The 26,024-nt window shown below is 61.9% G+C and carries 20 protein-coding genes and 1 pseudogene; 13 read left to right on the plus strand and 8 right to left on the minus strand.

Going from position 1 to position 26,024, the window contains the following annotated elements; genetic code table 11:
• Positions 1-4: 4 nt before the first annotated feature.
• The 6 genes and pseudogenes from QMG80_RS01420 to QMG80_RS01450 form a co-directional block, all read right to left on the minus strand.
• Positions 5-835: a class I SAM-dependent methyltransferase gene (locus tag QMG80_RS01420; RefSeq protein WP_245300148.1), complete on the minus strand. Its 831-nt coding sequence runs from the start codon at positions 833-835 to the stop codon at positions 5-7.
• A gap of 711 nt (positions 836-1,546) precedes the next feature.
• On the minus strand, positions 1,547-2,515 hold the full coding sequence (locus tag QMG80_RS01425; RefSeq protein ID WP_085771195.1) for an outer membrane protein: 969 nt from the start codon (positions 2,513-2,515) through the stop codon (positions 1,547-1,549).
• A 740-nt stretch (positions 2,516-3,255) separates the two neighbouring features.
• On the minus strand, positions 3,256-4,122 hold the full coding sequence (locus QMG80_RS01430; protein WP_085771197.1) for an alkaline phosphatase family protein: 867 nt from the start codon (positions 4,120-4,122) through the stop codon (positions 3,256-3,258).
• 408 nt (positions 4,123-4,530) lie between these two features.
• On the minus strand, positions 4,531-6,942 hold the full coding sequence (locus tag QMG80_RS01440; protein WP_199769101.1) for a hypothetical protein: 2,412 nt from the start codon (positions 6,940-6,942) through the stop codon (positions 4,531-4,533).
• A 152-nt stretch (positions 6,943-7,094) separates the two neighbouring features.
• Positions 7,095-7,306 (minus strand): annotated as a pseudogene (locus QMG80_RS01445) (ISKra4-like element ISMet1 family transposase); the annotation flags it as partial.
• Between the two features lie 248 nt (positions 7,307-7,554).
• Complete coding sequence (locus tag QMG80_RS01450; protein WP_158658667.1) at positions 7,555-9,111, minus strand: sulfotransferase family protein; 1,557 nt, start codon at positions 9,109-9,111, stop codon at positions 7,555-7,557.
• Between the two features lie 633 nt (positions 9,112-9,744).
• Between QMG80_RS01450 and QMG80_RS01455 the strand changes: the two genes are divergently transcribed.
• The 12 genes from QMG80_RS01455 to QMG80_RS01510 all read left to right on the plus strand — a co-directional run bounded on the left by QMG80_RS01455 (position 9,745) and on the right by QMG80_RS01510 (position 21,937).
• The gene (locus QMG80_RS01455) at positions 9,745-10,689 is read left to right on the plus strand and encodes a glycosyltransferase (RefSeq protein WP_158658668.1); all 945 of its coding nucleotides are present in this window, start codon (positions 9,745-9,747) and stop codon (positions 10,687-10,689) included.
• A 782-nt stretch (positions 10,690-11,471) separates the two neighbouring features.
• The gene (locus QMG80_RS01460) at positions 11,472-12,044 is read left to right on the plus strand and encodes a thermostable hemolysin (RefSeq protein WP_085771202.1); all 573 of its coding nucleotides are present in this window, start codon (positions 11,472-11,474) and stop codon (positions 12,042-12,044) included.
• Positions 12,037-13,491 carry an AMP-binding protein gene (locus QMG80_RS01465; RefSeq protein WP_085771203.1) on the plus strand — a complete coding sequence of 485 codons (1,455 nt, stop codon included), beginning with the start codon at positions 12,037-12,039 and terminating at the stop codon, positions 13,489-13,491. The genes QMG80_RS01460 and QMG80_RS01465 overlap by 8 nt, the downstream gene beginning before the upstream one ends.
• A gap of 109 nt (positions 13,492-13,600) precedes the next feature.
• Positions 13,601-14,278: an iron-containing redox enzyme family protein gene (locus QMG80_RS01470; protein ID WP_085771204.1), complete on the plus strand. Its 678-nt coding sequence runs from the start codon at positions 13,601-13,603 to the stop codon at positions 14,276-14,278.
• The gene (locus tag QMG80_RS01475) at positions 14,268-15,050 is read left to right on the plus strand and encodes an SDR family NAD(P)-dependent oxidoreductase (RefSeq protein WP_085771205.1); all 783 of its coding nucleotides are present in this window, start codon (positions 14,268-14,270) and stop codon (positions 15,048-15,050) included. Before QMG80_RS01470 ends, QMG80_RS01475 begins: the two co-directional genes overlap by 11 nt.
• Positions 15,051-15,092: 42 nt before the next feature.
• On the plus strand, positions 15,093-15,791 hold the full coding sequence (locus QMG80_RS01480) for a tetratricopeptide repeat protein (protein WP_102938070.1): 699 nt from the start codon (positions 15,093-15,095) through the stop codon (positions 15,789-15,791).
• A 7-nt stretch (positions 15,792-15,798) separates the two neighbouring features.
• Positions 15,799-16,440 carry a class I SAM-dependent methyltransferase gene (locus tag QMG80_RS01485; protein WP_085771206.1) on the plus strand — a complete coding sequence of 214 codons (642 nt, stop codon included), beginning with the start codon at positions 15,799-15,801 and terminating at the stop codon, positions 16,438-16,440.
• Positions 16,441-16,555: 115 nt separating this feature from the next.
• Positions 16,556-17,914 (plus strand): aspartate aminotransferase family protein, encoded by a 1,359-nt coding sequence (locus tag QMG80_RS01490; protein ID WP_085773604.1) that lies wholly within the window; start codon positions 16,556-16,558, stop codon positions 17,912-17,914.
• Positions 17,915-17,927: 13 nt separating this feature from the next.
• Entirely contained in the window at positions 17,928-18,992 is a 1,065-nt protein-coding gene (locus QMG80_RS01495) for a type III polyketide synthase (RefSeq protein WP_102938071.1), read from the plus strand.
• A gap of 2 nt (positions 18,993-18,994) precedes the next feature.
• The gene (locus tag QMG80_RS01500; protein ID WP_158658669.1) at positions 18,995-20,125 is read left to right on the plus strand and encodes an NAD(P)/FAD-dependent oxidoreductase; all 1,131 of its coding nucleotides are present in this window, start codon (positions 18,995-18,997) and stop codon (positions 20,123-20,125) included.
• Positions 20,122-21,252, plus strand: coding sequence for an ABC transporter permease (locus QMG80_RS01505; RefSeq protein ID WP_085771209.1), 1,131 nt, complete (start codon positions 20,122-20,124; stop codon positions 21,250-21,252). Before QMG80_RS01500 ends, QMG80_RS01505 begins: the two co-directional genes overlap by 4 nt.
• Before the next feature lies 1 nt (position 21,253).
• Positions 21,254-21,937 carry an ABC transporter ATP-binding protein gene (locus QMG80_RS01510; protein ID WP_085771210.1) on the plus strand — a complete coding sequence of 228 codons (684 nt, stop codon included), beginning with the start codon at positions 21,254-21,256 and terminating at the stop codon, positions 21,935-21,937.
• A 291-nt stretch (positions 21,938-22,228) separates the two neighbouring features.
• Here the strand turns inward: QMG80_RS01510 and QMG80_RS01515 are convergent, their stop codons facing one another.
• Positions 22,229-23,851, minus strand: a complete 1,623-nt coding sequence (locus tag QMG80_RS01515; protein ID WP_085771211.1) for a substrate-binding domain-containing protein — start codon at positions 23,849-23,851, stop codon at positions 22,229-22,231.
• A gap of 210 nt (positions 23,852-24,061) precedes the next feature.
• On the opposite strand from QMG80_RS01515, the gene QMG80_RS01520 reads away from it, so the two are divergent.
• Positions 24,062-24,754, plus strand: coding sequence for a hypothetical protein (locus QMG80_RS01520; protein ID WP_085771212.1), 693 nt, complete (start codon positions 24,062-24,064; stop codon positions 24,752-24,754).
• Between the two features lie 85 nt (positions 24,755-24,839).
• On the opposite strand, the gene QMG80_RS01525 is transcribed toward QMG80_RS01520, so the two are convergent.
• The gene (locus QMG80_RS01525) at positions 24,840-26,021 is read right to left on the minus strand and encodes an RAD23 family protein (protein ID WP_085771213.1); all 1,182 of its coding nucleotides are present in this window, start codon (positions 26,019-26,021) and stop codon (positions 24,840-24,842) included.
• Positions 26,022-26,024: the final 3 nt, after the last annotated feature.

Consider the following 26,024-nt stretch of genomic DNA (forward strand, 5'->3'; position numbering starts at 1 on the left):
GCGGCTATTTGCGCGCAAAGATGGAAATAGCCGGGCCAAAAAGATGCCCCGGTTCTTCATGAGCGGTTTGGATGTCATGAAAGCCCATCGCTTTCAATGCTTCGAAGAGATCCTCGTGGTCAAGCCAGCGATGCTCGTCCTGCATCCCCCCACAAAAGGCGGGATTGGCCTCGGCTTGCAAATAGGTGCGCCGATGGGCTTTGACCTTCACGCCGTGAAAGAGATGCTCTTCGACTTCCGGCGAAAAGACGACGCGACGCGGGTCGTCGGGCGGCATGTGCGTCTCCCAGACGAGATGCGTCCACATATACACTGCAGATGATTTTTGCGCGATGAGGTCCAGGAGACGCAGAGGGTCGCGCTGGTGGTATAGGACGCCCGAGGCGACGATCAGATCATAGGTCTTTTCGGAGTTCTCGAGCCATTTTACGAAGTCGCCGAGCCAGAAGCGGGATCGAGGGAGCCCGATAATCTCCTTGGCCACAAGACAACGCATGAAGGCCAATTGATTGGCCTCGACAGCGTCAACCTGCGCGCCCGCCCGATCCAACATGAAGGTGTGGCCGGCCTCGAGCGGCCCCAGTTCCAGCACCTCCCGCCCTTCGAGCGAGCCGTAGCATTGGATCGCCCAAGCGATACGCGGGTCCGCATAGGTGGCGAGCGCCCCGGCTTTCACCCCATGTTCGGGCGGCAGGCTCGTGCTCCATCCAGGGATCGCATCGACGGCGTTCTGATGTGAGGGCGCCAGGGGGACATATCGCTCGAAGATCGGCGGAGGCTTCTGCTTCTTCTCGCCGAATAATGCGCCCCACTTCTTGATCATCGGCGTCACCACGTCATGCGCTCTGTCGCGCGCCGAAGTGGGGAGAAACCGGAGCGATTGACAGGCTCGCCGTTTCGCCTTCTGCGTCCTGTGTCGGACTTTTTCACTATCTTGCCTTCGATAAGCGCGCGGCCTGAAGGCGCATTCATATGCAGCAATCCGACCTAATCCAGGTTCCCATACCTCAGGGACCGCTTTGGGTCCAGAACGCCGGCGAGTCCCCTAAGGACAATCTCTTCCACGAATTGGAAAGAGTCGCTGTGGGCCAAATTCTACTCGGAGCGCTCTCAGGCGGCCCCTCGCTGCGGACTCTATGCGCAGGGTATAGGCAAGGCGCGCCGGAAGCGCGCCAAATCGCTGATCGGTTTCATCTACTGCAGGATCTGCGCGAGCGGACTAAGCACCAGTTAAGCCGCTCCGACAAGGGCTTGGCGTGTCCCTCCTTGCCCTGAGCTGTGGGCGCAGACGTTGGCTTGATTGCTTGCAGCACGCCAGGGCGGTAAGTGATCGCGGAGGACCGCTATCTTAAGCGACTTGCTCATCAACCTTCGCGACAGGACATGTTTGAAAAGGTCCAGATTCTGAAAGCTGAGGGAAGGAACATTCGCGGCATCGCTTTGGAAATGGGCGTCAATTGGCGCACCGCCAGGAAGTGGGTGCACGCACCCAAAAAGAAGCCCGGCCCAAGGCCAGGCTTCTCGCTGGTCAGGCTGTTGCTGTCGATCAATATTTGGCGAGCACCGCCGCAGGTGCAAACCAGTTGAAGTGATAATTGACGCCGGCGCGGACGATGTTGCCGTTGAAGTGCGCCCGGGACTGCGAGGCGATGACGGCAGCAGATCCGCTGGCGGCTACCAAGGACCCACTGTTGTAAGCCAGCGCGCCGTTCCCCCAGGTCGTCGTCCCGAGGTCGTAGTAAAGATACTCGACCTTGGCGCTCCAGTTCGGCAGGAACATCCACTCGAGGCCGCCGCCCGCCGTCCAGCCGACGAGCGTGTTGGAATGAGATCCACTCGTCGCAGCGGCGGGTTGCACGCAAGCGCCGGGGACCGGGGTCGCGCTACAGTCATTGTTGAACTGCGCGATCGAGGTCGAGCCGCTCACGCCCCCGTAAGCGAGGCCGCCCGTGCCATAGACGAGCAAGATCGGCGAGACCAGGAAGCCGAGGCGACCGCGCACCGTGCCGATGTAATCGAGGCTACGGCTGCTGCTGATGCTGGTGGTGTGGACCTCAGAAGCGCCGACGAAGGGGAAGGGGCCGACCTCAGAGAACGCGCTGGCTGTGCTCTTGCTGGAAGCGACGCCCTGGATGTCCGCTTCAAGGCCGATAAGCCACGAGCTTCCGAAGCGGCCTGCGTCGAACTGGTAGTTATAGCCAATCTGGCCGCCACCGATGAAACCGCCGTTGCTTCCGGCGGGGAGGATGCCGGTTGCGCCAAAGGCCGCCATGCCCGCCCAGGAGACTCCGGTGGCAGGATTAGGGAAGTCGGCAATCGGGCTGGAGACGATAGTGATCGACTGGCTGTTGCTAAAGGTGCCGCCGGCGTTCAAACCGACGTAAAAGCCCGTCCATGTCGGGGGCGGCGGTGGCGGGATGATGGCCGGCCCCTTGTTGATGGGGAGGTCGGCTGCGAAGGCCGAAGCGGTCAGCGCCAGGCTGAGCGCGGTTGCGGAAAGGAGTATCTTTTTCATCCCCGTCTCCATCCTGAAGTTCAAGAAGAGCTCGACGCTGCGCTTGCGAAGTAACGATCGCTAAGCTGTCGCTTTTCAATTAGTACTGAAGGCGAACGAGCGTCAATAGAGCGCGCTTGCAACCGCCCATGAAATTGGCCTGCAGCGGCTTTTTTCCTTCAGGCGTGGCAAATGTGCAACACTTCACGCGGAGTACATGCCAAGTCGTGGGGTTTGTCGCGCTGATGACCGCATGGTCCGATCGGAAACCTGATAGAGCCGCCTGACGGCGTTTTCTCTAGAATGGCAACGCGCACGTCGAGGAAGGGCTGCAATTCCGACGAAGGTCGTTTTGAAATCGGCGACCGATCGTCGCGCTCCTCCATAGTCCTTGCCCGCGATCAATTTGAAATGCCGGCGTTCATCGCGCCGCCCACTGGCAGCAGTCCCGAAAGCAGCTTCGCAACCTTCACGAAGGGCGCGAGCGCGCCAAATTTGGTGACATAAGCGAACTCAGGGGCTATGCCGCCCCGAGCATCAACGTCAAGAAATTTCTCTGCTTCCCCGCGATTTCACGTCTTTGCGGCTCGGCGAACCGACGAACTCGAAGCGGCACATTGCAAAAGAGGGATCGAAACGTGAGGGATCGGTATCCGGTGCTGGACGAGGTCAATCCGCAACGCGCTCGGCAGTGGAAGCGTCGTAGACGAGATTCATTTCGACCGATCGCTTCACGGGTAAAATCCGCGTGGCCCATCAACTTAATTGCCTGTCTTAGCAATCGGCTTTCCTCGTATCCGGACTATTAATGGCACAGTCAACGTCATGGAATGGCTAACGCCATGTTCCCATAGGTTATCCTCTCCCCAACAATCTCCGTGGTCGGCACAAATGAGAATCGTCGCGCCGAAAAATGGCTCTAGAAGATCCTTGATCTCGCGGTCGATGTACTCACAACAAAGTCTCTGCCTCAAACGACAGTCATCGGCCCTGTTTGTTTTCCCATAGGGCTGGCATGGATTGTCGTTTCGCGACCAAGACGCCCCTTTGTGCCAATAGGGCACATGTGTTTCGCCAAGATTCAGGAAGCAAAATACTGGTTTGTCGTTTGCCGCCTCAATGCGTTGCCTCATCCAAGCGATCTGTTTCGCGCCATCCGTTCCGACATAGAAGTAATGCTCGAAATCGCAGGTCAAATTTCGTCCAGTTTCTGTCTGTGGGTCAAACCAGCCAACTGCGCCAGAGCCAATCGTCGTATAACCGAGACGTCGAAATCCGGCGATAACATTCGTCCCGGTCAAATCGAATTCGGGCTTGTTACCCGAATAGCCACCGCCTGCAAGCTTAAATATCTTGGCGAACTTGTTATCTAAGAACGGTTCCCCGCAACCGCCAATGCTCGGCGTGAAGCCGACGAACATCGCCGCATGCGAACCAAAGGTGAAATGACTCGGCGCGCTCGCTTTGTGAAGCGGCGCTATGGCTTTCATGTTTGGCGCGGACGCTGCAAGAAACGTATCGAATCTGCAAGAGTCCAGAGTGACAAACAGCACGCTATCCCGGTGAACGCTCATCAGGTCCTTACATGTCGCCAGCGGGGAGGCTGCGCCCAACAAAAACCCGATCATCCGGGATTTGCCGGATAGTCCCCGGTTCGGATGCACCTTTCCCCGAATTTTTCGCCGTGACAAGTTCTCGCGGTCACGGAGACTCCGCCGGAGCGCGGGGTCCCGAACGGCCGGCCTTCCAACCGGCTGTTTGGAAAGTGACGTAGCGGTCATGCCTGACGACCTTCGCCCCGATTTTTCAGCATTTCCTTGAGCCTCGTCACCGACCAATCTTTGAGCGGCCTCGGCATCGCGAGCGTGCCCGGGAAGTTGCCGGGGTGAAGCTCGAGCCGCACGGCGTTGGCGGCGAAGGAGCGATTGACAGCCGCGTCCGATTAATCGCCCGCGACCAATCTTTCTAAACGTCACTTCGTGTCCCGTGCAAAGGCCCCGGTTGGCGACCGGGGCCTGAGCGCATCGGCAACCGAACTATTGATTGGTGTTGCACAGCACGCTAGTTGTTTTGTTGCAACTTGCAGCGGTTGTGCAAGACTCCGCAGGTATCGTAGTCACCGTATATTGTGTTTGCGCGTGGGCAGCTACAATCGGCATCGAATATCCGTACACCCCAGCGCCAGCGGGGGGATTTAGCTTTTCGCAACACCACAGCTGGCTCGAAAATGGGTTAGAGGCGTTGCCCTTGCACCCGACGTAGGCGCTCGTTGCGGTCGTCCACATGGCGTTGGCGGGATTCTGAAAAAATGGGAACGCGTTATTCAGGCCCTGCGTGCTACCATCAGTAAGCATCGTAAATGTGTACATCTGTCCCTTCGGCGGACCCGAGGGATCTGTGTCGTTTTTGTTGTCCCAAAGATATATTGGGCAGTTCTGGGGATTCTGGGCGCTGATATCGAAAGAGGCAAAACCTGGAATTACCGGTCTTACTCGATCATACGGTTGTTGATCCGAGATTTTGCAAACGGCGTATTTGTAAAACCTCGGCGTAACGTTGGGATCATACCCGAGAGTGATATTGATGGGTGGGTTGCATTTATGTTGATTTTCCAGATTTACGGTGTCTCCGACGTCGACGATGAAGCCTTGGCCTTGCGCCTGGACGTTCCCCTGCGCGTCATCGACAGAGTAACCGTATGCGCAGGGTATGTTGAGATTAGGCGAAGCAGTATGAATGAGCTGCGCATAGGGATTGAATATGTAAGGAGGATTGCCGGGATAATACGGCTGGTTAGTGACTGGGTCGTAGGTGTAGTTCAGTTTATCGAACGCCGTCTTTACTTTGTTATAGTTTGAATAATCTCGCTTTGCGGGATCGCCACCATTCGGATTCGTTAGCGTTGGGCAGCCGGTGCCCACGCAGAAACCCGGAGTGTCCTGGAGTAGGTTAATTTTGGGCGCACATCCACTGCCCCCAGTCGCCTCGACCCATGATGTGAATCCGTAGAGGTGCCCAATCAGTAGGGCGTCGCTGATCGTGAGCGGCGTTCCGCTGCAGGTCCTATTGTTAAATAACGCCCGGTAGTTCGCGTAGTTTGCAAGCAGGAGCGCTTTTTGAGCGAGGAGCGCTGTACACCACGTGTTAATATCGTTGCCCGGCGTATAGGTTCCCTGGCATGAACCGTATCCACTGTATGTCCCTGCATAGTTTATCCAATTCGTATACAAGCCCTGTATGGGCGGCCAAGCCGCCAGAGAGGCGGGAGGCCCTTTCGCCCAATCCGTTGGACTTATCGCTGGGACAAGATCGCTCGGTGGGTTGGCGCCAGCCAATTGTTGAAAGATAACAAGCAGTGATGGGAACTTCAGATAAGTGAACGCCGGGGGACGAGTGTTGGCTGGTATATTTGAATAATTGTCATAATATTGCGGCCAACCGGCGACATTCGTTTTCTGGAAATACTTCAGGCCACTACTTCCGTCCGAGGGGCCCTTAAACGTGTCGATTGTCTGTGGCGCGCCCGTATAACCGACTTGATCATTAAGATACGGTCCCATTACCGCCGGCATCCAGACGTGGTTCACGTAGCTCACGTCGAAGTCGACGTTGCTCGTATCCAGCCACCATGCGATCCAATCGGTGGCGCCTCGGGGGGCGACGTTTACGTTTCGAGCACCCAGGGTATACTCGAGGAGCTGACTTCCACCATTAGCCGGCGAAGAGGCCGTGTCCTTGTAGATGGTCAACGGCTCACATGTGATCGCGGGTGGGGAAGGCTGGAACTTTGACTGAACGCCCACACACGTGGGCACAATCGGCGCTGGCGTGATGCCGGACGCGATCGTAAGCGGCTTCTGGGTAGATGCTAGCATCGCATTCGTCAGCGATGGCGGTTGCACTGCCGACGTCGTTCCCGGACTGGTGTAGACGAGAATGTTGCCGCCGCTCCACCAATCGATGAATGTGTCCGGTTTACCAAGACCTGTTCCCGGATTCGAGTTTATCGGATCTGACATCAGTTGGGTGTAGAGCGGAAGCGTTATAGACACGCCTGTGTGCGGCGGGATGCCGTTGGTTGGATTAATATAGATCCGGTAGGTGTTGTTCCTCGGGTAGGGCTTGGCGGCGAGCTGAGAATTCATGACGCTGAACCAGGCTTGCATCCATAGATCGTTATTGCCCTGGCCTGTCTCCAGCACGGGATAAATGTAGTGATTGGGATCGTCGTTGAAAATTTTGATCGTCATCACGCAGATCGTCGGGTCCGCGGGATATGATTTCGAATGCCCCGGACACGGCAACGGCCCGTAGGTCGGCAATTGCTGCGCCCGCACCGGAGAGGCGTCTCCAAGAGATAGCGCGAGGAAAGTCGCCAGCGCGAAAAAAAAGGTGCTGATAACTGTGGCGATCTCGCCCGTCTTCGGCATCGTATTGCTCGTCGCCATTGTGACCCCCCCCATATGCTCGCTCCCGCGTCGCTGGCACCTGCGCACCACATCCTCCGTTAGAAGGCCCTGGCTGGCAACCCTTAAGCTTGGATACCATCGTCGGGATACATCTGTCGATTTACATTTCAATGTCGGACTCACCGAGGACGAAGGCGGTTCGAACCACGCACGATCGCGCGCCTTCTCACCGAGCCGTTTCGCCTAATTTCATCTCGCGGTGACGCAAGGTCATGAACGAATCTATAGATGGGATCGGAAGGAATTCCGCCAGCATGTCCGCCGCCTTTCGATAGGGCATGAGGCTGCCCATGCGAGCCGATAATTCCATCAGCTCCGGCGTCTCTTGGTTAGGGCGGATATCGCACGTGATCTTCCAACGCATCGCCGTCCTCCTTGGAGTCGACATCTCCTGCATCGGAAATCGTTAACGGTCGTCGCAACCCAGTCAATTTATTGGTCCCCTTGGAGCAATGGTCAAATCGAGGGACAGATCAATCAATTAAAAATGCTCAAGCGGGTCATGTATGGTCGCGCGAACGCCGAATTGCTGCGGGCGCATATATTGCGTTTCCGGAGCACAAAAAGTGAGGCAGACCCAAATAAGTCGCGTTAGCTGCTTTTGTAGGATGTCAGCCGCTCCAACAGCAGACCCTCAAAACGTTTGCGCTCCTCCGCGGCTTCATGGGCCGCCCGCTCACGCTCAGCGCAGACCGCGGTTGACTGGGCCAACAGGCTGTCGCGCTCTTCGGTCAAAGCCACGACGGCGTGCTGCAAACTGTCACGCGCCGCGGAAATCTCGCCAAGCCGCACCGCAAGGTGGTCTCGCTCACCGGTCAAAGCCACGACAGCGTGCTGCAAACCGTCGCGCGAAGCGGAGATCTCGCCAAGCTGCGCCGCCAGGTGGTCTCGCTCGCCGGTGAGAGCCGCAACCGCGTGCTGCAAACCGTCACACGCAGCGGAGGTCTCGCCAAGCTGCGCCGCCAGGAGGTCTCGCTCACCGGTGAGAGCTGCGACCGCATGCTGCAAACCGTCCCGCGCAGCGGAGGTTTCGCCGAGCTGCGCCGCGAGGTGGTCTCGCTCGCCGGTCAGACCGGCAACGGTGTGCAGCAAGCCCTCGCGCGCGCGCGAGGCTTCAGCAAATTGGGCCGCGTGGCTGCCGGCAGCCGCCTGCGCTGCGACGACATTCTCTTCGAAATCGACCAAGACTCGGCCAAAAATCCGCGACGCCTTTTCGAACGCCGCGCGCGCATCGTCCAGCCTTTGCCGCGCGCCGATCGAGGCAGGATCGTCTGAGAGGGCGACCATCGCGCTGTAGACATCTTTAATCCAGTCGTTCACGTCGGGATGAACGGCAAGGGTCTCGGCATCCACGACATTGTGACGCAGACTGGGCGCCAGGAAGCGGTCGATGTCAGCAGCCGTCCTATCTGAGAGCCTTGGCCAGACGAGTTCCGTCCGCTCGCCGGCGCGGGCCATGGACAGCCGCCAGTCGGCAAGAAAGTCCGGCCAATGCAGAATATGACGCGGTGACTGGCGGGTCGCGGCCTCGGCGTCGAGCACGTGCCTCAGCCAAAGGAGCAGCCCCTTGCTCGTCGGAAAGCCGTCGCGGAGCCGGAGAGAGCTAGCGACCTCCAACGGCGAGCGCACCGGCACAATGACGTGGACAGCGTAGTCCGCGCGTTCTAACACGCGTGTCCAGAACGCCGTCATTCGGCAGATGCGCGGATCCTTGACCACGATGAGCCGCGCCGCGCCGAACTCTTCCTTGAGAGTCGCAACGGCCTTCTCCTCGAAGTCTTCGGCTTCAGCGCTCTGCAACCAGTCGGGGTTGAAGGCGCGCCAGTCATCCCAGGAAGAGCCCGCGGACGCCAGGATCGCGTCGTTGAGATGCATTAGCGCGTCGGATTCGAAGTGGCCGCGCTCGTTGGACGGATGTCCCTGCATTAGCGTCTTTGGCGCTTGCCCTCCGAGTTTCACTAATGTGCCGGCGAGGGAGGAGGTGCCGCTGCGGTGCATGCCGAGCACAACGACGGCTGTTCCGAGAGGACCACCGGTTTCCGGCTGTCGACCTAAAGGCGCCGGCGATTGTTGCGCCAAACCGGGTTCAACAACCCTCTCATCGCGCTGCGGAAAATCATTGGGCTGCGGGCCTTCCTCACTATTCACGGTCCTAAAACTCCTCCCTGAGGCCGTTGCGCCGCAACATTTCTATCATTCAAGGCTGTATCGGCAGAAAAAGTCATCGCGGCGCTCCTGCAGCAGCTCTTGACCCTAGCATTAACCAAGATTATTTGGGTAGGTCAAACTTCACATAAGCTATCATCTAGGCGGCAATCGATGAAGATCCTTTGCTTGGCGCTTACGGATGCGTCGATGCAATTCTCTCTCGGCCGCGCAGGGCGCAAACGCAAGGCGGGGCCACCGCCACAGGCGGCGCCGTGACGATCAACGTCTCGGGTTATTTCAAGACTCCAGTGACACAAGGCGGCAGCGTCAAGTGCACCAGCATCGTGTTCCTGGTTCCCAACAACAGCGGCGCCGTGTTCACCACTCCACTCGCGAGCCTCAATCGGAGACGGCGTCGGTCGTGGCGACCAACGCCAATGGAGGCGACACGAACAACGGTAGGGCTTTCATTTCTGCCACGTCTTCAAATGTCCCGATGGGCCCACCAGGCGCCCGAATTGCTCGCAGCAGTTTGATTTCTTACGCGTCGCGCGCTCCAGCGCTTTATGAGTCGCTTCCGAATCGTCGGGAGGCTCGATCGCGTCGCCATAGTATAACCAAGGAGTGCGATACGTGCGGCTTTCAGTTATTGTGATCAGCTACAACATGGCGCGAGAACTTCCGCGGACTCTTCAGAGCCTCTCTCCGGCGATGCAGCGCGGAATATGCGCCGAGGATTACGAGGTTCTCGTCATCGACAATGGTTCGAGCGCACCAATCGACGAGGACGCTTGCAACCTTATACTTCCCAATCTTGTTTTTTGCCGGTTGGAGAGCCCATCGCCGTCGCCGGTCCGGGCAATCAATATGGGCCTAAAGCGTGCTCGCGGCGACCTGATTGGAGTCTTCATTGACGGCGCGCGTATGGCCAGCCCGGGCATGCTGGCGAACGCACTCGCCGCAGCAAGCCTCAGCTCGCGGCCAGCGATCAGCACCCTGGCGTTTCATTTGGGCCCGCGGGTTCAGATGGAGAGCGTGCGCGAGGGATATGATCGAGACGCTGAGAACGCGCTGCTGCACGCCAGCAAATGGCAAGAAGATGGCTATCGCCTTTTCGATATCGCGGCCTTGGCGGGCTCATCGCGATGGGGCTGGTTTAGATGCCCTGCCGAAACCAACGCACTCTTTCTGAAGGGCGAACATTGGCGGGAGATCGGCGGCTACGACGAGGGCTTCGAGACGCCCGGAGGCGGGCTCGCCAATTTGGACGTCTGGGCGCGAATTTGTGCTGACCTTTCCTTCTCCGTCATCACGCTCTTAGGAGAGGCCACCTTCCATCAGGTGCATGGTGGCGTTGCCACTAATTCGCTCAATCCCCCGCAGGAAGCCTTTCACGCTGAATATGAGCGGCTGAGAGGCCGGCCATTCAGGCCTCCGAGCCGCGCTCTCACCTTTTTTGGAACGCCACCGCAGCAGGCTTTGCGCTGGATTGCGCACTCCGCCCAACTCGCGCAGGGAGAGGTTGCGCCAGACGCCAGCTTGCCGAATTTATGGCCCGCTACGCAATCACAAGAATAATTGTGCGCGCGGAGCTTCTCGGGACGCAGGCGTCAACACAATCGGGCGGTCGGGGAACCACACAAAGGTTGAGCCAATCGAGGGCTCCTCCTCGGCAGGAGGAGCGAATAGGTTGGCTTGCGGCGCTCCCCGAAATTGCCCCTCAGACCCGCCGCCCGGCGGCGCGTCAGCCCGTCGAGCGCGAGGGGTCGATCTCGATGAGGGCGAAAGGGCTTTCCTCGGTCTCCGTCACCTAGAAAATTCTGACCTCGACGAATCCCCGCCCGCTCATGAGGCGAATTCAAGCGAAAAAATAGCCTCGTTCTCCCGTCGGGGGGCCAGGCGGTAACGGGCCTCCGCTACCAGACCCGACGCGGGCCTGCCTGAGGGCGAGCCGAGGCCGCTCAAGGCCGGGAGAGCGGCCAGACCGCGGATTTTCTCGACTGCGAAGTGACGCCCCGCTCGAAGACCTTGTTCAGCGGACCGACCAACGGCTCGCGACGCCGGAGCATCGGGCGGTTACCGGCTTAGAACAGGTCCCGGAAAGGTGCGAAGCGGCTTTCCGGTCAGGACAGGCTCCCGGTTTTTGATTCGGGACGCGTTCTGGGCTGCGCATTGTCCCCGGCAGCGCCAGTTTTTGCGTCGGAGCTTCCTTCATCCAGACAAGCTTCTGACGCAGGCGAGCCACGGTCCGCCTCAGAAAGGCCGGACTTGAGCTGTTTGCTTCGATGAACGCGCGAATACGATAGCCTGCGGGAATCCAGCGCGCTAATCGATGAGATTCGCCGAGCGAAAGCCTCAACATGGCTACCCTGGTCATTCCCGAGCACCACCGCCTGCGCGGCAGCGCCGAACGTTTCATCCGCGAGGTCTATGAGCAGGAATATGGCGCAAGGCTTCGCGCCTTCCCCCGCAGACTTCTCGTGAAGCTAGGCCATCAAGGCGAGATTCTCTGCGCCGCAGGCCTTCGAACCTGCGACGAGGGTTTCTTTTCCGAGCGCTATCTCGACACCACGATCGAATCCGCGCTCACCCGCGTGCAAGGGCGATCCGTCGCGCGCGAGCGCATCTTCGAAACCTCGACATTCGCCAGCCGGTCGCCGCGCGCAGTTCCGCTTTTCATCGGCCAAATTATCGACTGGGGCGAGAACAGCGGTTTCGAGTGGAGCTTCTTCACGATCACACGCAGGCTTTCGACGCTTCTCGACCGGCTCGGCCTGGATCTCGCCCCGCTCGGTCGCGCGGATCCCGCCCGGATCGAAAACGCCGACTCATGGGGGAGCTACTACGAGCAGGAGCCGCGCGTTTATGCGGTGAACCGGGACTGTCAGATCGGGAACCTCGCTGCGCGGCGGCGGCAAGCCGTCAATGCGTGAGGTCTATGACGCGCTGCGGCGGCACGCCTCGAGCGACGGCACGAGGCTGATTTTCAGCGACTCCGCCAAGCGCCTCTCGCGGGAGCAGCTTCTCCTCGGCGTCGGCGCGCTTTTGCAGAGGCTGCCCGCCAGCGCGCAAACGATCGGCATCCTCGCCCCGAATGGCGTCGATTGGGCGGCCGCGCAATTCGCGGGCGTAGCGGGCGGCAAGACCATTGTGCCGCTCCCTCTCTTCTTCAGCGCCGAGCAGCTCGGCCACATCATCCGCGACGCTGGCGTCGAGCTCATCCTTTGTAGCGAGGAGCTGCGGTCGGCGGCGAGCGGCTGGGGCATAGCGACAGAGTCTATTATTGGCGACTTATCCGCCGAGCCGGCCGAATTCGTCGGAGGGTTCAGACAGATCATCTACACGTCGGGGAGCACCGGCCATCCCAAGGGCGTGCGGCTCGACGCAAGCCAGCTCGGCTGGTCGGCGCAAGCCGTGGCGGAAGCGAGCCAAGCGCGCGAGACGGATTCTTTTCTCTCGATCTTGCCTTTGCCGCTTCTCCTGGAGACGATATCGGCGATCTTTCTTCCCCTGCTCGTCGGCGGCCGTGCGCATTTCGCCGCGGAGAGCGCGCGCATCTTCGCAGGCGGCGGTCAGCTCGACCTCGTTGCCTTGTTCGAAGAGGCGCGGCCCAGCTGCACGGTGCTCGCGCCGCAACTCCTTGGCTTGTGGGTTCAACAGCTCTCAGGCGCCGGCCGGCGCGCGCCTCAGAGTCTGCGTTTCGTCGCGGTCGGCGGCGCCTCGACGCCTGCCCCGCTGATCGAGTCGGCCTGGAACGTCGGGATTCCCGTCTATGAGGGCTACGGACTCTCCGAATGCTGCTCCGTCGTCACGCTCAACCGCCCGGGCGAGATCAAGAAAGGCTCGGTGGGCCGTCCTCTGCGAGGGCTCGAGCTTTCAATCGACGACGGCGAGATTGTCGTCAAAGGCCCCTCGGTGATGGAAGGCTATCTCGGCGGCCTCAACCCAGGCGGAATCTGGCGCACGGGCGACCTCGGCTCGCTCGACGAGGCTGGCTATCTCACCGTTTTTGGCCGCAAGGACAATCTCATCGTCACCTCGCTGGGGCGCAATGTCAGCCCGGAATGGATCGAGACGATGCTGCTCGCCGATCGACGCATTGGCCTTTGCGTGGTGTGCGGTCATGGCGAGGCGCATCTCACCGCGCTCGTCGTTCCATCGGCCGCCGGCGCCGAGTGGTTCGCGGAGACCGGTCACGACGAGTGGCTCGCGCTGATCGCGCAATGTTGCGCCGGCGCCCCCTCCTATGCTGTGCCGCAAGCGATGGTCGTGATGCCGCCGCATGAATTAGCGAGACAGGGTTTGGTCACCGGAAACGGCCGGTTTCGCCGTCAGGAAGCCGCCGCTTTTTTGAAAGAGAGTCGAGGGGCCGTCGCTTGAGGCTCATGCGAAACTGGCAAGATCGGCCGCTGGACACGGGCTTGAGGGGTATGGCGATGCGATATGCCCCCCGTGTGCGGGCGCTTTGGGGCGGGGAGACAGGTCGAGAATGAGCTTTTATGGCGAGCTGCTCGCGCGCACCAAGACGGAGCGCGACGGATTCCAGTCCATACCCCTCATTCGGGCGGTCATGGGCGGCGGCGGCGGCGTGACGCGCGGCATGTATCTGGATTTTCTCACGCAGGCCTACCACCACGTGAAACATACTTTTCCGCTGCTCGCCTCGGCGGCGGCGCGAACGACCGACGTGTCTTATCAGAAGGCGTTGCTCGCTTATATGAACGAGGAGCGAGGCCATGACGCCTGGATCCTCGACGACATCCGCGCGATCGGCGGCGACGCCGAGGCGGTGCGCGACGGCCGCCCGGGCGCGGCCTGCGAGCTGATGGTCGCCTACAGCTATTACGCGATCGAGCACGTGAGCCCCTTCGCCATGCTTGGGAGCGTGCATGTGCTCGAAGGCGTGTCGGTCGCGCTCGCCCACGGAGCCGCGAACGCGATTCAGGCGACGCTCGGCGTGCGGCAGGAGGAGGGCTTCTCTTATCTGCGCTCGCATGGGACGCTCGACATCCAGCATGTCGCTTTTTTCCGGGAACTCGTGGACGGGTTCGCGGAAGAGGAGATACGTGAAATCGTCGTCCACAGCTCGAAGATGTTCTACAAGCTCTATGGCGACATTTTCCGCGAGCTTGGGAGTCGCCACGGAGTGACCGCCTATGCAGCTTAACGGAAAATTTGCGCTCGTCACCGGCGCCGGCTCCGGCATCGGCCGCGCCCTCGCCATCGAAGCCTCCAAGCGCGGCATGACGCTGGCCCTTTGCGGTCGCAGGCCGGACGCGCTCGCGGGAACGCTCGCGCTGCTCGACGCCTCGAAAGCCCATATCGTCATTCCCGCGGACCTCACCCGCGCCGAGGACCGCGCCACGATCGTCTCGCGACTCACGGAGGCCTGGGGCCGACTGGACGTGCTCGTCAACAATGCGGGCGTCGTCACGGGCGGCCCGCTGGAGAAGGAAACGGACGCAGCGCTCGAGCAAGTGGTCGCGACGAATGTCACCGCGCCCATCGCTCTGACCCGCGATCTTCTGCCCTTGCTGCTCGCTGCAAAGCCTTCGCTCGTCGTCAACATCGGCTCGATGTTCGGCGACATTCCCTACCCGCTCTTTGCGGCCTATTCCGCGACGAAATTCGCCTTGCGCGGCTTCTCCGAGGCGCTACGCCGGGAGTATCGCGAACGCGGGATCAGCGTGACCTACGCCGCGCCGCGCGCCACCAAAACCGAGGGCGTCGACGCTTTGGAAAAGCTCATCGCCGCGATGCAGCCCAAACTCGACGATCCCGCGACCGTCGCAGCCCAGATCTGGACCGCCGTCGAGAAGGGTGAAGCGAGCGTCTATCCCGGGCGCGCCGAGCGCCTCTTCGTCGTGCTGCAACGACTCTTTCCCGCCTTCATCGACTCCGCCGTCTGCAAGCAGATGGCCAAGCTGATCGCCAGCTGAGTCTTGCGTTCGGCAGACATCACGATCCCTGAGGAGACATCCATGTCGATCATCCGGTCTTTCTCCACGCGCGCGCGCGTCGCGGCCTTGCTGCTCTGCGTCGGCGGCGCGCCCGCCTGGGCGGCTCCCGCCACGAGCTACGACCCGGACGCGCTGAAGCTCGCGCTCTCCTGGGAGAAGATCAAATTCCAAATCGACGATCCCGCCGAGCAAATAAAGCAGATTGACGCGCTCGCCGAGCAGGCAGACGCCCTGGCCGCGCAGCACCCCGACAAGTCCGACATCGTGATCTGGGACGGCATCATCACCAGCGAGCGCGCGTCGCTCTACAATGAGCACGGCGGGCTCACCGGGCCGATAAAGGCGCTGCAATACGCCACCCGGGCGCGCGACACGCTCGAGCGCATGGAAAAGAAGGATCCCAAAGCGATGGACGCCGGCGCGCCGACGAGCCTCGGCGTGCTCTATTACCGCGTTCCCGCCTTCCCCATGGGTTTCGGCGACAAGGCCAAAGCGCGCAAGCTGCTCGAAGAGGCGGTGCGCAATGCGCCGAACGGCCTCGACGCCCATTACTTCTACGCCGACTTCCTGCAGGAGCAGGGCGACTACGCCAAATCCGCCGAGGTCTTGAAGCACGCCCTCACGCTGCCGACGCATCCCGAGCGCCCGATTTGGGACAAGAACCGCCGAATCGTGATCCAGGAGCTCCTGGAAAAGGTCGAGAGCAAAGCTGGCAAATAGGGCGCGCGTGAGCGACACCCTGTGGCGCGCGGTCGGCCGCCAGTTTCGGCGCCCGGCGGGCTTGGGCGGCCGGCTCATGGGCCATGTGATGGAATGGATCAATCGGGCGCCGAACCGCGAGGCGATCGCGGCGCTGGCGATCGCTCCCGCAGACGTGATCGTCGAGATCGGCTATGGACCGGGCTGCGCGATCGAGGCTCTTGCGGCAAGCGCGCCGCGAGGACGGGTCTATGGCATGGATCCTTCGCCAGCGATGCTGGCCTCCGCCTCGCGTCGCAATCGAGAGGCTGTCGCCTCAGGACGCGTGAACCTGTCGCAAGGCGATATTTGCGACCTGCGACTAGCGCCCGAGTCGGTCGACAAGATCCTCGCCGTCAACGTCGTTTATTTTCTCGATGAGGACGGCGGCGAGCTCAAAGAGGCGCGGCGGCTCTTAAAGCCGGGTGGCAGGATCGCGCTTTACGCCACCGACCAGTCGGTCATGCGGCGCTGGAAATTCGCGGGGCCCGAGACGCATCGGCTCTATGGGCGCGAGGAGCTGTTCGAGCTTCTTCTCCGCGCCGGGTTCGACCCCGGCGATATCGCGATCCGGCAGGTCGACGTTGCGTTCGGCGTCACGGGGCTCGTCGCTACGGCGACGAAGCAATGAAACCAGGACGTCGATCGCGTGATTCCCTGCGATGGGGACAGATGCTCTAGCGCCGGGATCTTTGAGCGATGGAGAGACGCGGCCGCTGAAGCGAGCGCGCGCTAACGAGGTTATGATGCTGCAAAAAGTCCAGAATGGCGTTGAGGGTTATGAGCGCTACGTCAATCCGCAATGGGCCCGCCTCCTCGACATCATGGAGATGAATGTCGAATATTCACGTTGCGAAGGCGCTGAATTGCACACGACCGAGGGTCGGCGAATCCTCGATTTCAATTCCGGCTATTGCGTTCACAACATCGGCCACAATCACCCGCGCCTCGTCGCGGCGCTAAAGCAGGAGCTGGACGCAGCGGGCCCGGCCATGCTGCAGAGCCACGTCTCGGGCCTGGCCGGCGAGCTCGCCCAACAGCTTTGCACGCGCGCCGGCGGCCGACTGGCCAAGGCTTTCTTCGCCTGCTCCGGAGCCGAGGGCGTCGAGACGGTCATCAAATTCGCCCGCGCCCATACGCGACGCGCCGGCATCCTCTATGCCGAGAACGGCTTCCACGGACTGACTTGCGGCGCGCTATCGTTGATGTCGAACGGCTTCTGGAAGGACGGCTTCGGACCGCTGTTGCCGGAAACGGAGTCGACGCCTTTTGGCGATCTCGCCGATCTCGAGGAAAAGCTCGCGACCAAGCGTTTTGCGGCCTTCGTTTTGGAGCCCATTCAGGGAGAAGCCGGCGTGCGCGCGCCGCCAGAAGGTTATCTCGAACAGGCGCAGGCGCTTTGCCGCCGCTACGGGACCTTGCTTGCGCTCGACGAGGTGCAGACGGGCTTTCACCGCACCGGTCCCTTTCTTGCCGCCCATCGCTTCGGCGTCGAGCCGGACATGGTCGTGCTCGCCAAGGCGATCAGCGGCGGACTGATACCCTGCAGCGCCGTGCTCATGACGGACGAGATCTGCCACTCCGTCTATAGTTCCTTGAAGCGCGCCTTCGTGCACACCACGACCTATAGCGAGAACGGGCTCGCGATGCGCGCCGGCCTCACCACGCTGGCCATATTGGAAGACGAAGAGCTCGGCGCGTGCGCCGAAGACAAAGGCGAGGCGCTTCGCGCCAAGCTCTCCGAAAAGCTCTCCGGCTATGAGATGGTCGAAGACATCCGCGGTTTCGGCCTGCTGAGCGCGATCGAGTTCCGGCCGCCGCGCTCGCTCCTGCTTCGCGCGCCATTCGAGTCCTTCAAGGCCATCCATCCCGGCATGTTCGGGCAAGTCGTCGTCATGCGCCTCTTCCGCGACCATGGCGTTTTGAGCCAGATCTGCGGCAATGACTTCCTCTCGCTGAAGGTTGCGCCGCCGCTCATCGTGAGCGATGCGCAGATCGACCAATATGTCGAAGCCATCGGGGCCGTCGTCGCTGACATGCATGCTTCGCCGAGCTTTTGGACCGAGCCGCTCGGCATCGCGCGCCGCGTCATCACCTCCATTTAGAAAGAGGCTGACGGTGAGAATCAGCGGCGTCGGAAGCGCCCTACCCGAGCATCGCTATCCCCAGGAGATGCTCACGCAGGCCTTGAGGGCTTATTGGGGCTCGCGGCTCGAGAAGCCGGAACAATTCGAGCGGCTGCACGCGCATATGCGGGTCGCCACGCGCCATCTCGCTTATCCGATGGCGCGATATCTGGACTTTCACAGCTTTGGCGACACCAACGCCGCCTGGCTTGAAGCCGCGCAGCAATTGGGCGAGCGCGCGATTGACGCGGCGCTCGATCACGCGGGGCTCGCGCGCCGCGATCTCAACGCCTTGATCGTCGTTTCCGTCACGGGCGTCGCCAGTCCCTCGCTCGACGCGCGCTTGATCAACAGAATGAACCTGCGGCCCGACATCAAGCGCACGCCGATCTTCGGCGTCGGCTGCGTCGGCGGCGCGCTCGGGCTTTCGCGAGCCGCCGATCACGTGCTCGCCTACCCGGACCAGACGGCGGCGGTTCTCGCGGTCGAGACCTGCTCGCTCACGCTCGACCGCAACGATCTTTCGACCGCGAATTTGATCGCAACGGGACTTTTCGGCGACGGCGCCGCGGCGGTCGTTGTCTCCGGCGCTCGCGCAAAGCGCGCCGATGCGCAAGACAGGGGACCGGAAATTATGGCCAGTCATTCCGTCTTCTATCCCGAGAGCGAGAAGATCATGGGCTGGGATATTTCGGAGAACGGCTTCAAGATCGTGCTCTCGCCGCAGCTCATGGACCTCATTCGCGCCAATCTCGGCCGCGACGTCGATGCGTTCCTCGCAGGCCGCGGACTTTCGCGCGCCGATATCGGCAATTGGGTGATCCATAATGGCGGCCCGCGCGTGCTCGAGGCGATGCAGGAGGCTCTCGGCCTCGATGAAGGCGACGCCGCGCTCTCCTGGTCGAGCCTCAACCGCATTGGCAATCTCTCCTCGGCGTCGGTTTTGATGGTGCTCGAGGACACGGTGAAAGATCATCGGCCGGAGCCTGGAACTCTTGGCGTCCTGCTTGCGATGGGCCCTGGCTTCTCCTCCGAGATGATCCTGTTGAAATGGTGAGCTTGACGAAAACGGATGTCATCGTCGTCGGCGGCGGCCCCGCAGGCCTCGCCGCTGCGCTGGCCGTCCGCTCTGCCGGGCTCGAAGTCTGCGTCGTCGACCTCGGCGCGCCGCCCATCGAAAAAGCCTGCGGCGAGGGGCTGATGCCGGACGGCGTCGCGGCGCTTCGCGCTCTTGGCGTCCCGCTCGACGGGAAGGGGTCGCCCTTTCGCGGCATTCGTTTCATCGACCGACACCATGTCGCCGAGGCCTCGTTTCCAGGGCAAGCCGGGGTCGGGCTCAGACGTAGCCAGTTGCATCAGATTCTCATAGCGCACGCCGAGGCCGCGGGCGTCGAGATGCTATGGCGGACGCGGGCGACGGCGATCGAAAGCGGCGGCCTGCGACTCGAGGAGCGCTTTCTGCCTTGTCGATGGATTATCGGCGCTGATGGCGTGAATTCACAAGTGAGACGCTGGACCGGCTTGGAGCCCTCAAAGCAGAGCCGCCGGCGCCTCGGTCTTCGCCGGCACTTTCGCGCCGAGCCTTGGACGGACTTCGTGGAGGTTCACTGGGCGAAGGGCGAGCAGGCCTATGTCACTCCCGTCGGGCGCGAGGAAATCTGTATCGCGCTTCTCGGCCGGACCGAGGAAGCGGGCTTCGAGAATCTCGAGCGGCGCTTCCCGCGCCTATGGGAGAGATTGAGGGACGCTGAGCCCGTGACCGCTCTGCGCGGCGCGCCGACGGGAACGATGCGCTTGCGGCGCGTGACGCGCGCCAATGTCGCGCTCATCGGCGACGCTTCGGCCGCGATCGACGCGATCAGCGGTGACGGTCTCTCGCTCGCTTTTCACCAGGCGGTGGCGCTGGGCGACGCGCTGCGCCAAAGAAAACTCGCGCTCTATGAAGCGCGCCATCGCGAGATCTGCCGCGCGCCCTTCCTGATCGCGCGCCTCCTTCTGTTGATGGACCGCCACGAGGCTTTGCGGCGTGTCGCCCTGCAGGCGCTGGCGTCGGGACCTGCGATCTTCAACGGGCTGCTCGCGACCCATGTCGGCTCGCGGCATCCGGCCGCCGCTTCCTTGGACATCGCCGCGCTTGGTCTGCGCCTGCTCGCTCAGGCGGCGGCGCGCGTCGGGAGCGCGACGCCATGATCTGGCTTGCGACGCGGCTCGCCTTCCACAACCGCGCGCGCCTCGTCGTGACGCTCTTTGGCGTCGTCTTCTCCACCTATTTGACGCTCACCGAAACCGCCCTCTACATCGGGATGATGGAAAACGCGACGTCCATCATCCGGCACGCGGGCGCTGATCTGTGGATCGCATCGAAAGGCGTCCAGAATTTCGACTTCGCCAAGCCGTTCCCGGATGAGCGGGCGAAGTCGCTGCAGGGGCGCAAGGAGTTCCTCTGGGCGAAGCCCATCAGCCTGAGCTGGGGCTTCCTCAAATTGCCTGACGGCGCGCAGGAGCTCGTCGAGATCATCGGCTACGATCCAGCGACGCCCGTGGGCGGTCCTTGGGAACTCACGAGCGGCGCCGCGGGCGATGTGGGCGGCGGCGACAAGATGATCATCGACGAAAGCGCCGAGCAGCGGCTCGGCGCTCTTCTGCTTGGCGGCTCTTGGGAGGTCAACGATCGGCCACTCAAACTCGTGGGTCTTTCGCGAGGCGCCAAGACCTTCACGACGGCGCCGATCGTTTTCACGTCCTACGATCTCGCGCAGGAGATGACGCCGGACATCTCGCGTCACGCAGCGGCGGCCTATATCGCGATCAAGCTGCGCGACCCCGCCGACGCCGAACGCGTCGCCTCCTCGCTTCGCCGCGAATTTCGGGATAATGAGATTCTGACGACCCCGGCTTTCGTCAATCGGACCATTCTTTACTGGACCTTGCAAACCGGGATGGGAGCAGCCTTTTGCCTCACCGCGCTGCTTGGCCTCGTCGTCGGCGCGGGAACGATCGGTCAGACCGTCTTCGCCAATACGATGGAGCACCTCGGCGAGTTTGCGACATTGAAGGCGATGGGCGCCTCCCCCGGTGATCTCAACACGATCATTCTGGCGCAGGCGGCGATCGATGCGACGGCGGGTTTCGCCATCGCGGCGCCGCTGGCGTTTTTGAGCCGGGCGCCCCTGGAAAGGATGGGCGTCACGCTGGCGATTGGCCCGCTTCTTCTCTTTGGCCTTTTCTGCGCGACGCTCGCCACGGCGCTCGGAGCGGCCTATTTCTCGATCCGCAGAGTGCAAAAGCTCGATCCCGCGACGATCTTCAGGAGCTGATTTGAAACCGCTGCTCGAAGCCCGCGCGCTGACCAAGCATTATGAGCAGGGAAGGATCTCCGTCGCCGCGGTCGAGGGCATCTCATTCTCATTGAGACCCGGTGAAGTCGCGCTGATCATCGGTCCGTCTGGCTCAGGGAAATCGACATTGCTCTCGATGCTCGGCTGCATCCTGCGGCCGACCTCCGGCGCCATCCTTCTCGCGGGACGGGAGATCAGCGCCCTCTCCGATCGTGACTTACCGCGAATTCGGCGCCGCTGTTTCGGCTTCGTGTTTCAGTCCTTTCACCTCTTCCCCTTTTTGACGGCGCGCGAGAATGTCGAGACAGCGTTGCGTCTCCGTAAGGTCCCAGCCGCCTCGCGGCGACGGCGGAGCATCGATCTATTGGAGGACTGCGGTCTCGAAGAACGAATGGAGTTTTATCCGGCGAGCCTCAGCGGCGGCGAGAAGCAACGCGTCGCCATCGCCCGCGCGCTGGCTGGCGACCCTTTCATTCTGCTCGCAGACGAGCCGACGGCCAGCCTCGACTCGGCGAATGGCGAGCTGATCTTCAAAATGTTGCGAAGCTTCGCAAAGGCCAAAGGCAAGGCGGTCGTGATGGCGAGCCACGATCCCAAGGCCCGCGGCTTCGCTGACAGCGTCTATAATCTCGTCGACGGACGCATCGCCGCGCTCGACGCCTGATTTTCAGCGTCTGCAAGAGCTCGAGGACACGGAGCGCATTTCCGCGAGGTTCCGTAATATCCCTATTGCGGCGCGGCCGACACCACGCCGCTCTATCTGATCCTTCGCCATTCCACTTGGAAGCGCAGCGGCGAGCGCGGACTCATCGAACGGCGCTCGCCAGGGCGAAGATGTCGATCAATACGGTCTCGGGAGCTTCTCGCGAGGAATGAGACAGGGTCCAGCGGATGGGCTTGAGCGAACGTCTCACGACGCCGACTGTGCTGGGCTCATCCTATCTTGATGATCGCGTCACTTCGACACGATCCAGACTTCGACGCGTCGATTCTTGGCGAGCGCCGGGTCTTTGACATCGGTCGCCGCCGCGGGGTTGCAGGCGACCGGCGCCAGATAGGACAGCGATTTCACATTGTTGCGAGGCAGCACGAAGCCTGCGTCGCGCAGTTTATTGGCGACGCTCTGGGCGCGCTGCTGGCCGAGCGCCGCATTGCCTGCCCAATTGCCGACGGAGTCGGCGAAGCCAATCAGATAGACGTTGCCGGGGTTCGTGTTCGACGCGCGCAGATAGCGCGCGAGCCGGTCGACGTCGCGCACCGCGCGCGTGTCGAGCTCGGAGCTACCGGATTTGAAACGAAACTCCATCGACGCGCGGCGCATTCTCTCCATTGCGTCCTTGAAGAAATGCAGCGGCGCCGAAGGCAGCTCCTTGCCCTCGCCGACTCCAGCCCGCGGGTTGTTGGCGACGGCCGCCGCGAAAGCGCGTTGGTCGGCGGGGTCTTGGAGCTCGACGGCAAGGTTGATGAAGCCTGCGTCCGAGATCACGCCTTGCGCCTCATCCGACATCGTGAAATTCAGGAGGTCCCGCGCCGTCGGCTCGCTCGGCGCGCCATGCGTATAGAGATACAGCCGACGCGCCAGCGGATATTCCTCGCTCTTGATCGAGAAACGCGAGGGCGCGCTGATCAGCCCGCAGTCCGACGAGATCTTCAGCGCGACATTGCTCGAGGTGACATAGGGAAGGGCGACGAAGCCGATGCCGCCAGGGTCTTTCGCCACGGCGTCGGACAAGAGCTCGCTCGACTCGAATTTTTGCGCGCTCGTCGACATTGTCGCATGGTTGGGCTCGAGAACGAGCGCTTTGAAGGTGTCGAATGTGCCGGACTTGTCGTCGCGGCGATAGAGCGTGATCGGCCGATCCGGTCCTCCGACGGCGCTCCAATTTGTGACGGCGCCCGAGAAGATTTGCGCAATCTGAGCGAGCGTGAGCGCGTTGACCGAGTTCTCCGGATTGACGATCACGGCGAGACCATCGAGCGCGAGAACATGCTCGTTCTCCGCGGCCGTCGGGTCCATATCGGAGAAACGCTGCTTGAGCTTGTTCTGCTCCTCGTCTTTGACCTTGCGCGACATCATGCCGATCAACGCCTGATCCGAGACAAGGCCGTCGACGGCCGTGCCCGAGCCATGCGCCTTGAAGTCGACGACCGCCTTCGTGTCCGCCCCCGAGCGGATCGTGATTTCCGACTCTTCCGGCTTGACGATGCGCGTCGCAGGCTCCGCGCCGGTCGTGTGGCGCGCATAAGCGTCAATCAGCATCGGCATCAGCCGCTCGCCGATCGTGTTCGAGCCCTGGACGCCGAAACGCGCGGAGTTCTTTCTGCTTCCGCCGCAGTTGCATGACTCGACGTTCACGCTGCAAACAGAGGAGTTCTCGTAACGTAGCGGCTGGGTTGCGCCCGGAACGTAAAGGAAGAAGGCGCCTTCGCGCTGCTCGAAACGCTCAGCGCCGACCTTCGAGCCGTCAGTGAGGCAGAAAACGGTCTTCGGAGCTTCAGCCGACGCCGTCGTCGAGGCGAGTAGAAAGACTCCGGCGATAAGCGGAAAAGCGCGCAGTGAGCGAAGGAAGTGGAACATGACGCGGCCTTTCCTCGGACGAGGCGAAGGAGGAGCATTTTCGTGCAGGCTACTTCAATTATTCGGGATCTGTGCGCCGCCAATGTTTACTTTTTGTGACATCGACGGCGAGACTGGACGTGACGTCAGGCGCTTATCAAACGCCGCGCAATGGCGTAAGAACTCGCAGGTTCGGGCGAGCGCGCCCTTTCCAAAAGATGGATTGCCTTCGTGCGCGTCGACATCCTTCTCTGGTTCCTTCTGGCGGCGTTGCTCTCCGTGTGCGGCGTGCTTACGCTTCGAGCCTGTGATCTCGGCTTCGCGCCGCTCTTTGGCGGCCGCTATTGCGTCGTCGCTGCGCAAGCGAACGACTTGGAAGCAGAACGGGCGCGCGCCCGCGATTTAGAAGAACGTGTGCGCGAGGCGGAATTGCGCATTGCGGAGAAGCCAGCCTGCGCACCGCCCGCGCAGATCAAAAAAAAGGACGAGACGCCGCCGACCTCTATCCCGCCAGAGGAGCAGCTGACGGTCCCAAAGAAGATTTCCGAGCTCAAGGGTTGTTGGGAATCCGTTCGCGGCGATCTCGATATCGTTTCAGATGACGAGGAGCGCCGCCTCATTGGCAAGGTCCGACAGTGCTACTGTTTCGGCGGACGCGGCGCCGGGGAGTTCAAGCTGAACTACAGTGACGGCGTCAAATGCCGAGCGCCCATCACGGCCGAGCTCGAGGGAGATACGCTCAAGATCCACCAGCCGGGTTTCCGTTGCGTCTGGAAAGGGCAGCATAGGGGGCTGGTTCCCACCGAGATCGTTTGCCGCAGCGCCGAGAACGAGGCTACGCCATGCGAGTATCAGGCTCTCGGCCGCTTGCGCACCAAGGGGGTTGAGCAATATCGGCGCGTGCCCCTCGGTCACTGCAACTGAGGCGGCGTCGGCGCGAGCAATCTCATTAGCTTCCGATGGCGCCTTTTCCTGCTTGTGAGAAGAAAGCCTCAGTCGACTTGCGGCGTCAGCGCTCTGCGCATCCCGTCGAGCGTTGCCCTTTGAGCTTGATGATCACCGACGAGCCGCATCCAGGATATGTCATGCGGATCTCGCCGGCTCCGCCGCCAACACTGCCAGTGGCCGAATAGCCGGCCCCGCCGGCGACGCTGGCGTCGACGCCGCCGTCGCTTTGGATCGACCCGCGCCACTGCCACGTCGCATTCTGCGCCTGGTGGCGCCAGGTGACCGAGCCCCCGCAGACCGTCACGAGCATGAAGGGATCGGCGCGGACTCCGCAAGCGGGGACCGCGGAGGCTGAAGCGCCATAGACTCCGTCCGCGAGCGCGGAGGCCGGCGGATTCACGTTTGAGTGGGGATGAGAGTCCTGCACCGGCTGACGTTGTTGGGCCAGGCATTCGGCTTTCGCCTGCGCCACGCGGGCGCGTGCTTCCCCGGCGCGCGGCGCGTTCGGAAACTTACTCAGATAGTCGGTGAAGCAGGCCTCCACGACGCAAGCCGCCGTGGTGCTTGCGCAGTCGAAGGCGTTGTTTGCGGTCGCGACGCTAAGATCGTCGCCCGGCTTGCAACCGACGCCGAACACGGCGCAGCGCAGCGGGGGAACCAAGGCTATGGCGGCGATAACGGTCGCGAGCGCCCCGACGCCAATGGCGATCGCGAGCATCGGGAGTTTTTTCCGCTCTCCGTCGTCATTGTGCTCAGCTTCCTCCCGAGGGGGCTCCGATCGCGGCTTTTCCGGTTGCACCGTCGCGGGTTCGGGCGCCTTCGTCGTGATCGGGGGCAGCGTGGACGCCTTCACGGGGGCGGCCGGCGGCGACACGAGAGGCGCGCCAGCACTCGAGATGATGTGCCTTCGCCCGCCTCCCGGCATCTTCGACAGGGATGGCGTGACAGCGCCCCAGAATCCGCTTTCGGAGAGCTCAGCGTCGTCGCTCATCACCTCGATCTGGTCGTCCTCGAGCAGATGATCGACCATTTCCGGCCCGACGCGATAGCCGGGACCTTTGGGAGTATCGACCCTTTCGGCGACGAAATAGTGAGGCGTGCGGGAAAACGAGCCTCCCGGCTCAAGATAGGAGCCCTGCCCGACCTGCAGCGATTTGATCGCCAGCCGCAACGACGGGCTTTCGACCGACTTGTCGAACAAGAGCACCGCGTGGCCCGGCTGGTCGCCGTCGAGAACGCGCACGTT

Origin of the sequence: Methylocystis bryophila, from assembly GCF_027925445.1 — a bacterium.
Taxonomy (GTDB): domain Bacteria; phylum Pseudomonadota; class Alphaproteobacteria; order Rhizobiales; family Beijerinckiaceae; genus Methylocystis; species Methylocystis bryophila.

Excerpts from the sequence above, each read along its gene's own strand:
- QMG80_RS01430 (WP_085771197.1), bottom strand. The coding sequence starts at position 4,122 with ATGATCGGGTTTTTGTTGGGCGCAGCCTCCCCGCTGGCGACATGTAAG.
- QMG80_RS01470 (WP_085771204.1), top strand. The coding sequence starts at position 13,601 with ATGAGCTTTTATGGCGAGCTGCTCGCGCGCACCAAGACGGAGCGCGAC.
- QMG80_RS01465 (WP_085771203.1), top strand. The coding sequence starts at position 12,037 with ATGCGTGAGGTCTATGACGCGCTGCGGCGGCACGCCTCGAGCGACGGC.
- QMG80_RS01475 (WP_085771205.1), top strand. The coding sequence starts at position 14,268 with ATGCAGCTTAACGGAAAATTTGCGCTCGTCACCGGCGCCGGCTCCGGC.
- QMG80_RS01490 (WP_085773604.1), top strand. The coding sequence starts at position 16,556 with ATGCTGCAAAAAGTCCAGAATGGCGTTGAGGGTTATGAGCGCTACGTC.
- QMG80_RS01460 (WP_085771202.1), top strand. The coding sequence starts at position 11,472 with ATGGCTACCCTGGTCATTCCCGAGCACCACCGCCTGCGCGGCAGCGCC.
- QMG80_RS01505 (WP_085771209.1), top strand. The coding sequence starts at position 20,122 with ATGATCTGGCTTGCGACGCGGCTCGCCTTCCACAACCGCGCGCGCCTC.
- QMG80_RS01480 (WP_102938070.1), top strand. The coding sequence starts at position 15,093 with ATGTCGATCATCCGGTCTTTCTCCACGCGCGCGCGCGTCGCGGCCTTG.
- QMG80_RS01425 (WP_085771195.1), bottom strand. The coding sequence starts at position 2,515 with ATGAAAAAGATACTCCTTTCCGCAACCGCGCTCAGCCTGGCGCTGACC.
- QMG80_RS01515 (WP_085771211.1), bottom strand. The coding sequence starts at position 23,851 with ATGTTCCACTTCCTTCGCTCACTGCGCGCTTTTCCGCTTATCGCCGGA.
- QMG80_RS01440 (WP_199769101.1), bottom strand. The coding sequence starts at position 6,942 with ATGGCGACGAGCAATACGATGCCGAAGACGGGCGAGATCGCCACAGTT.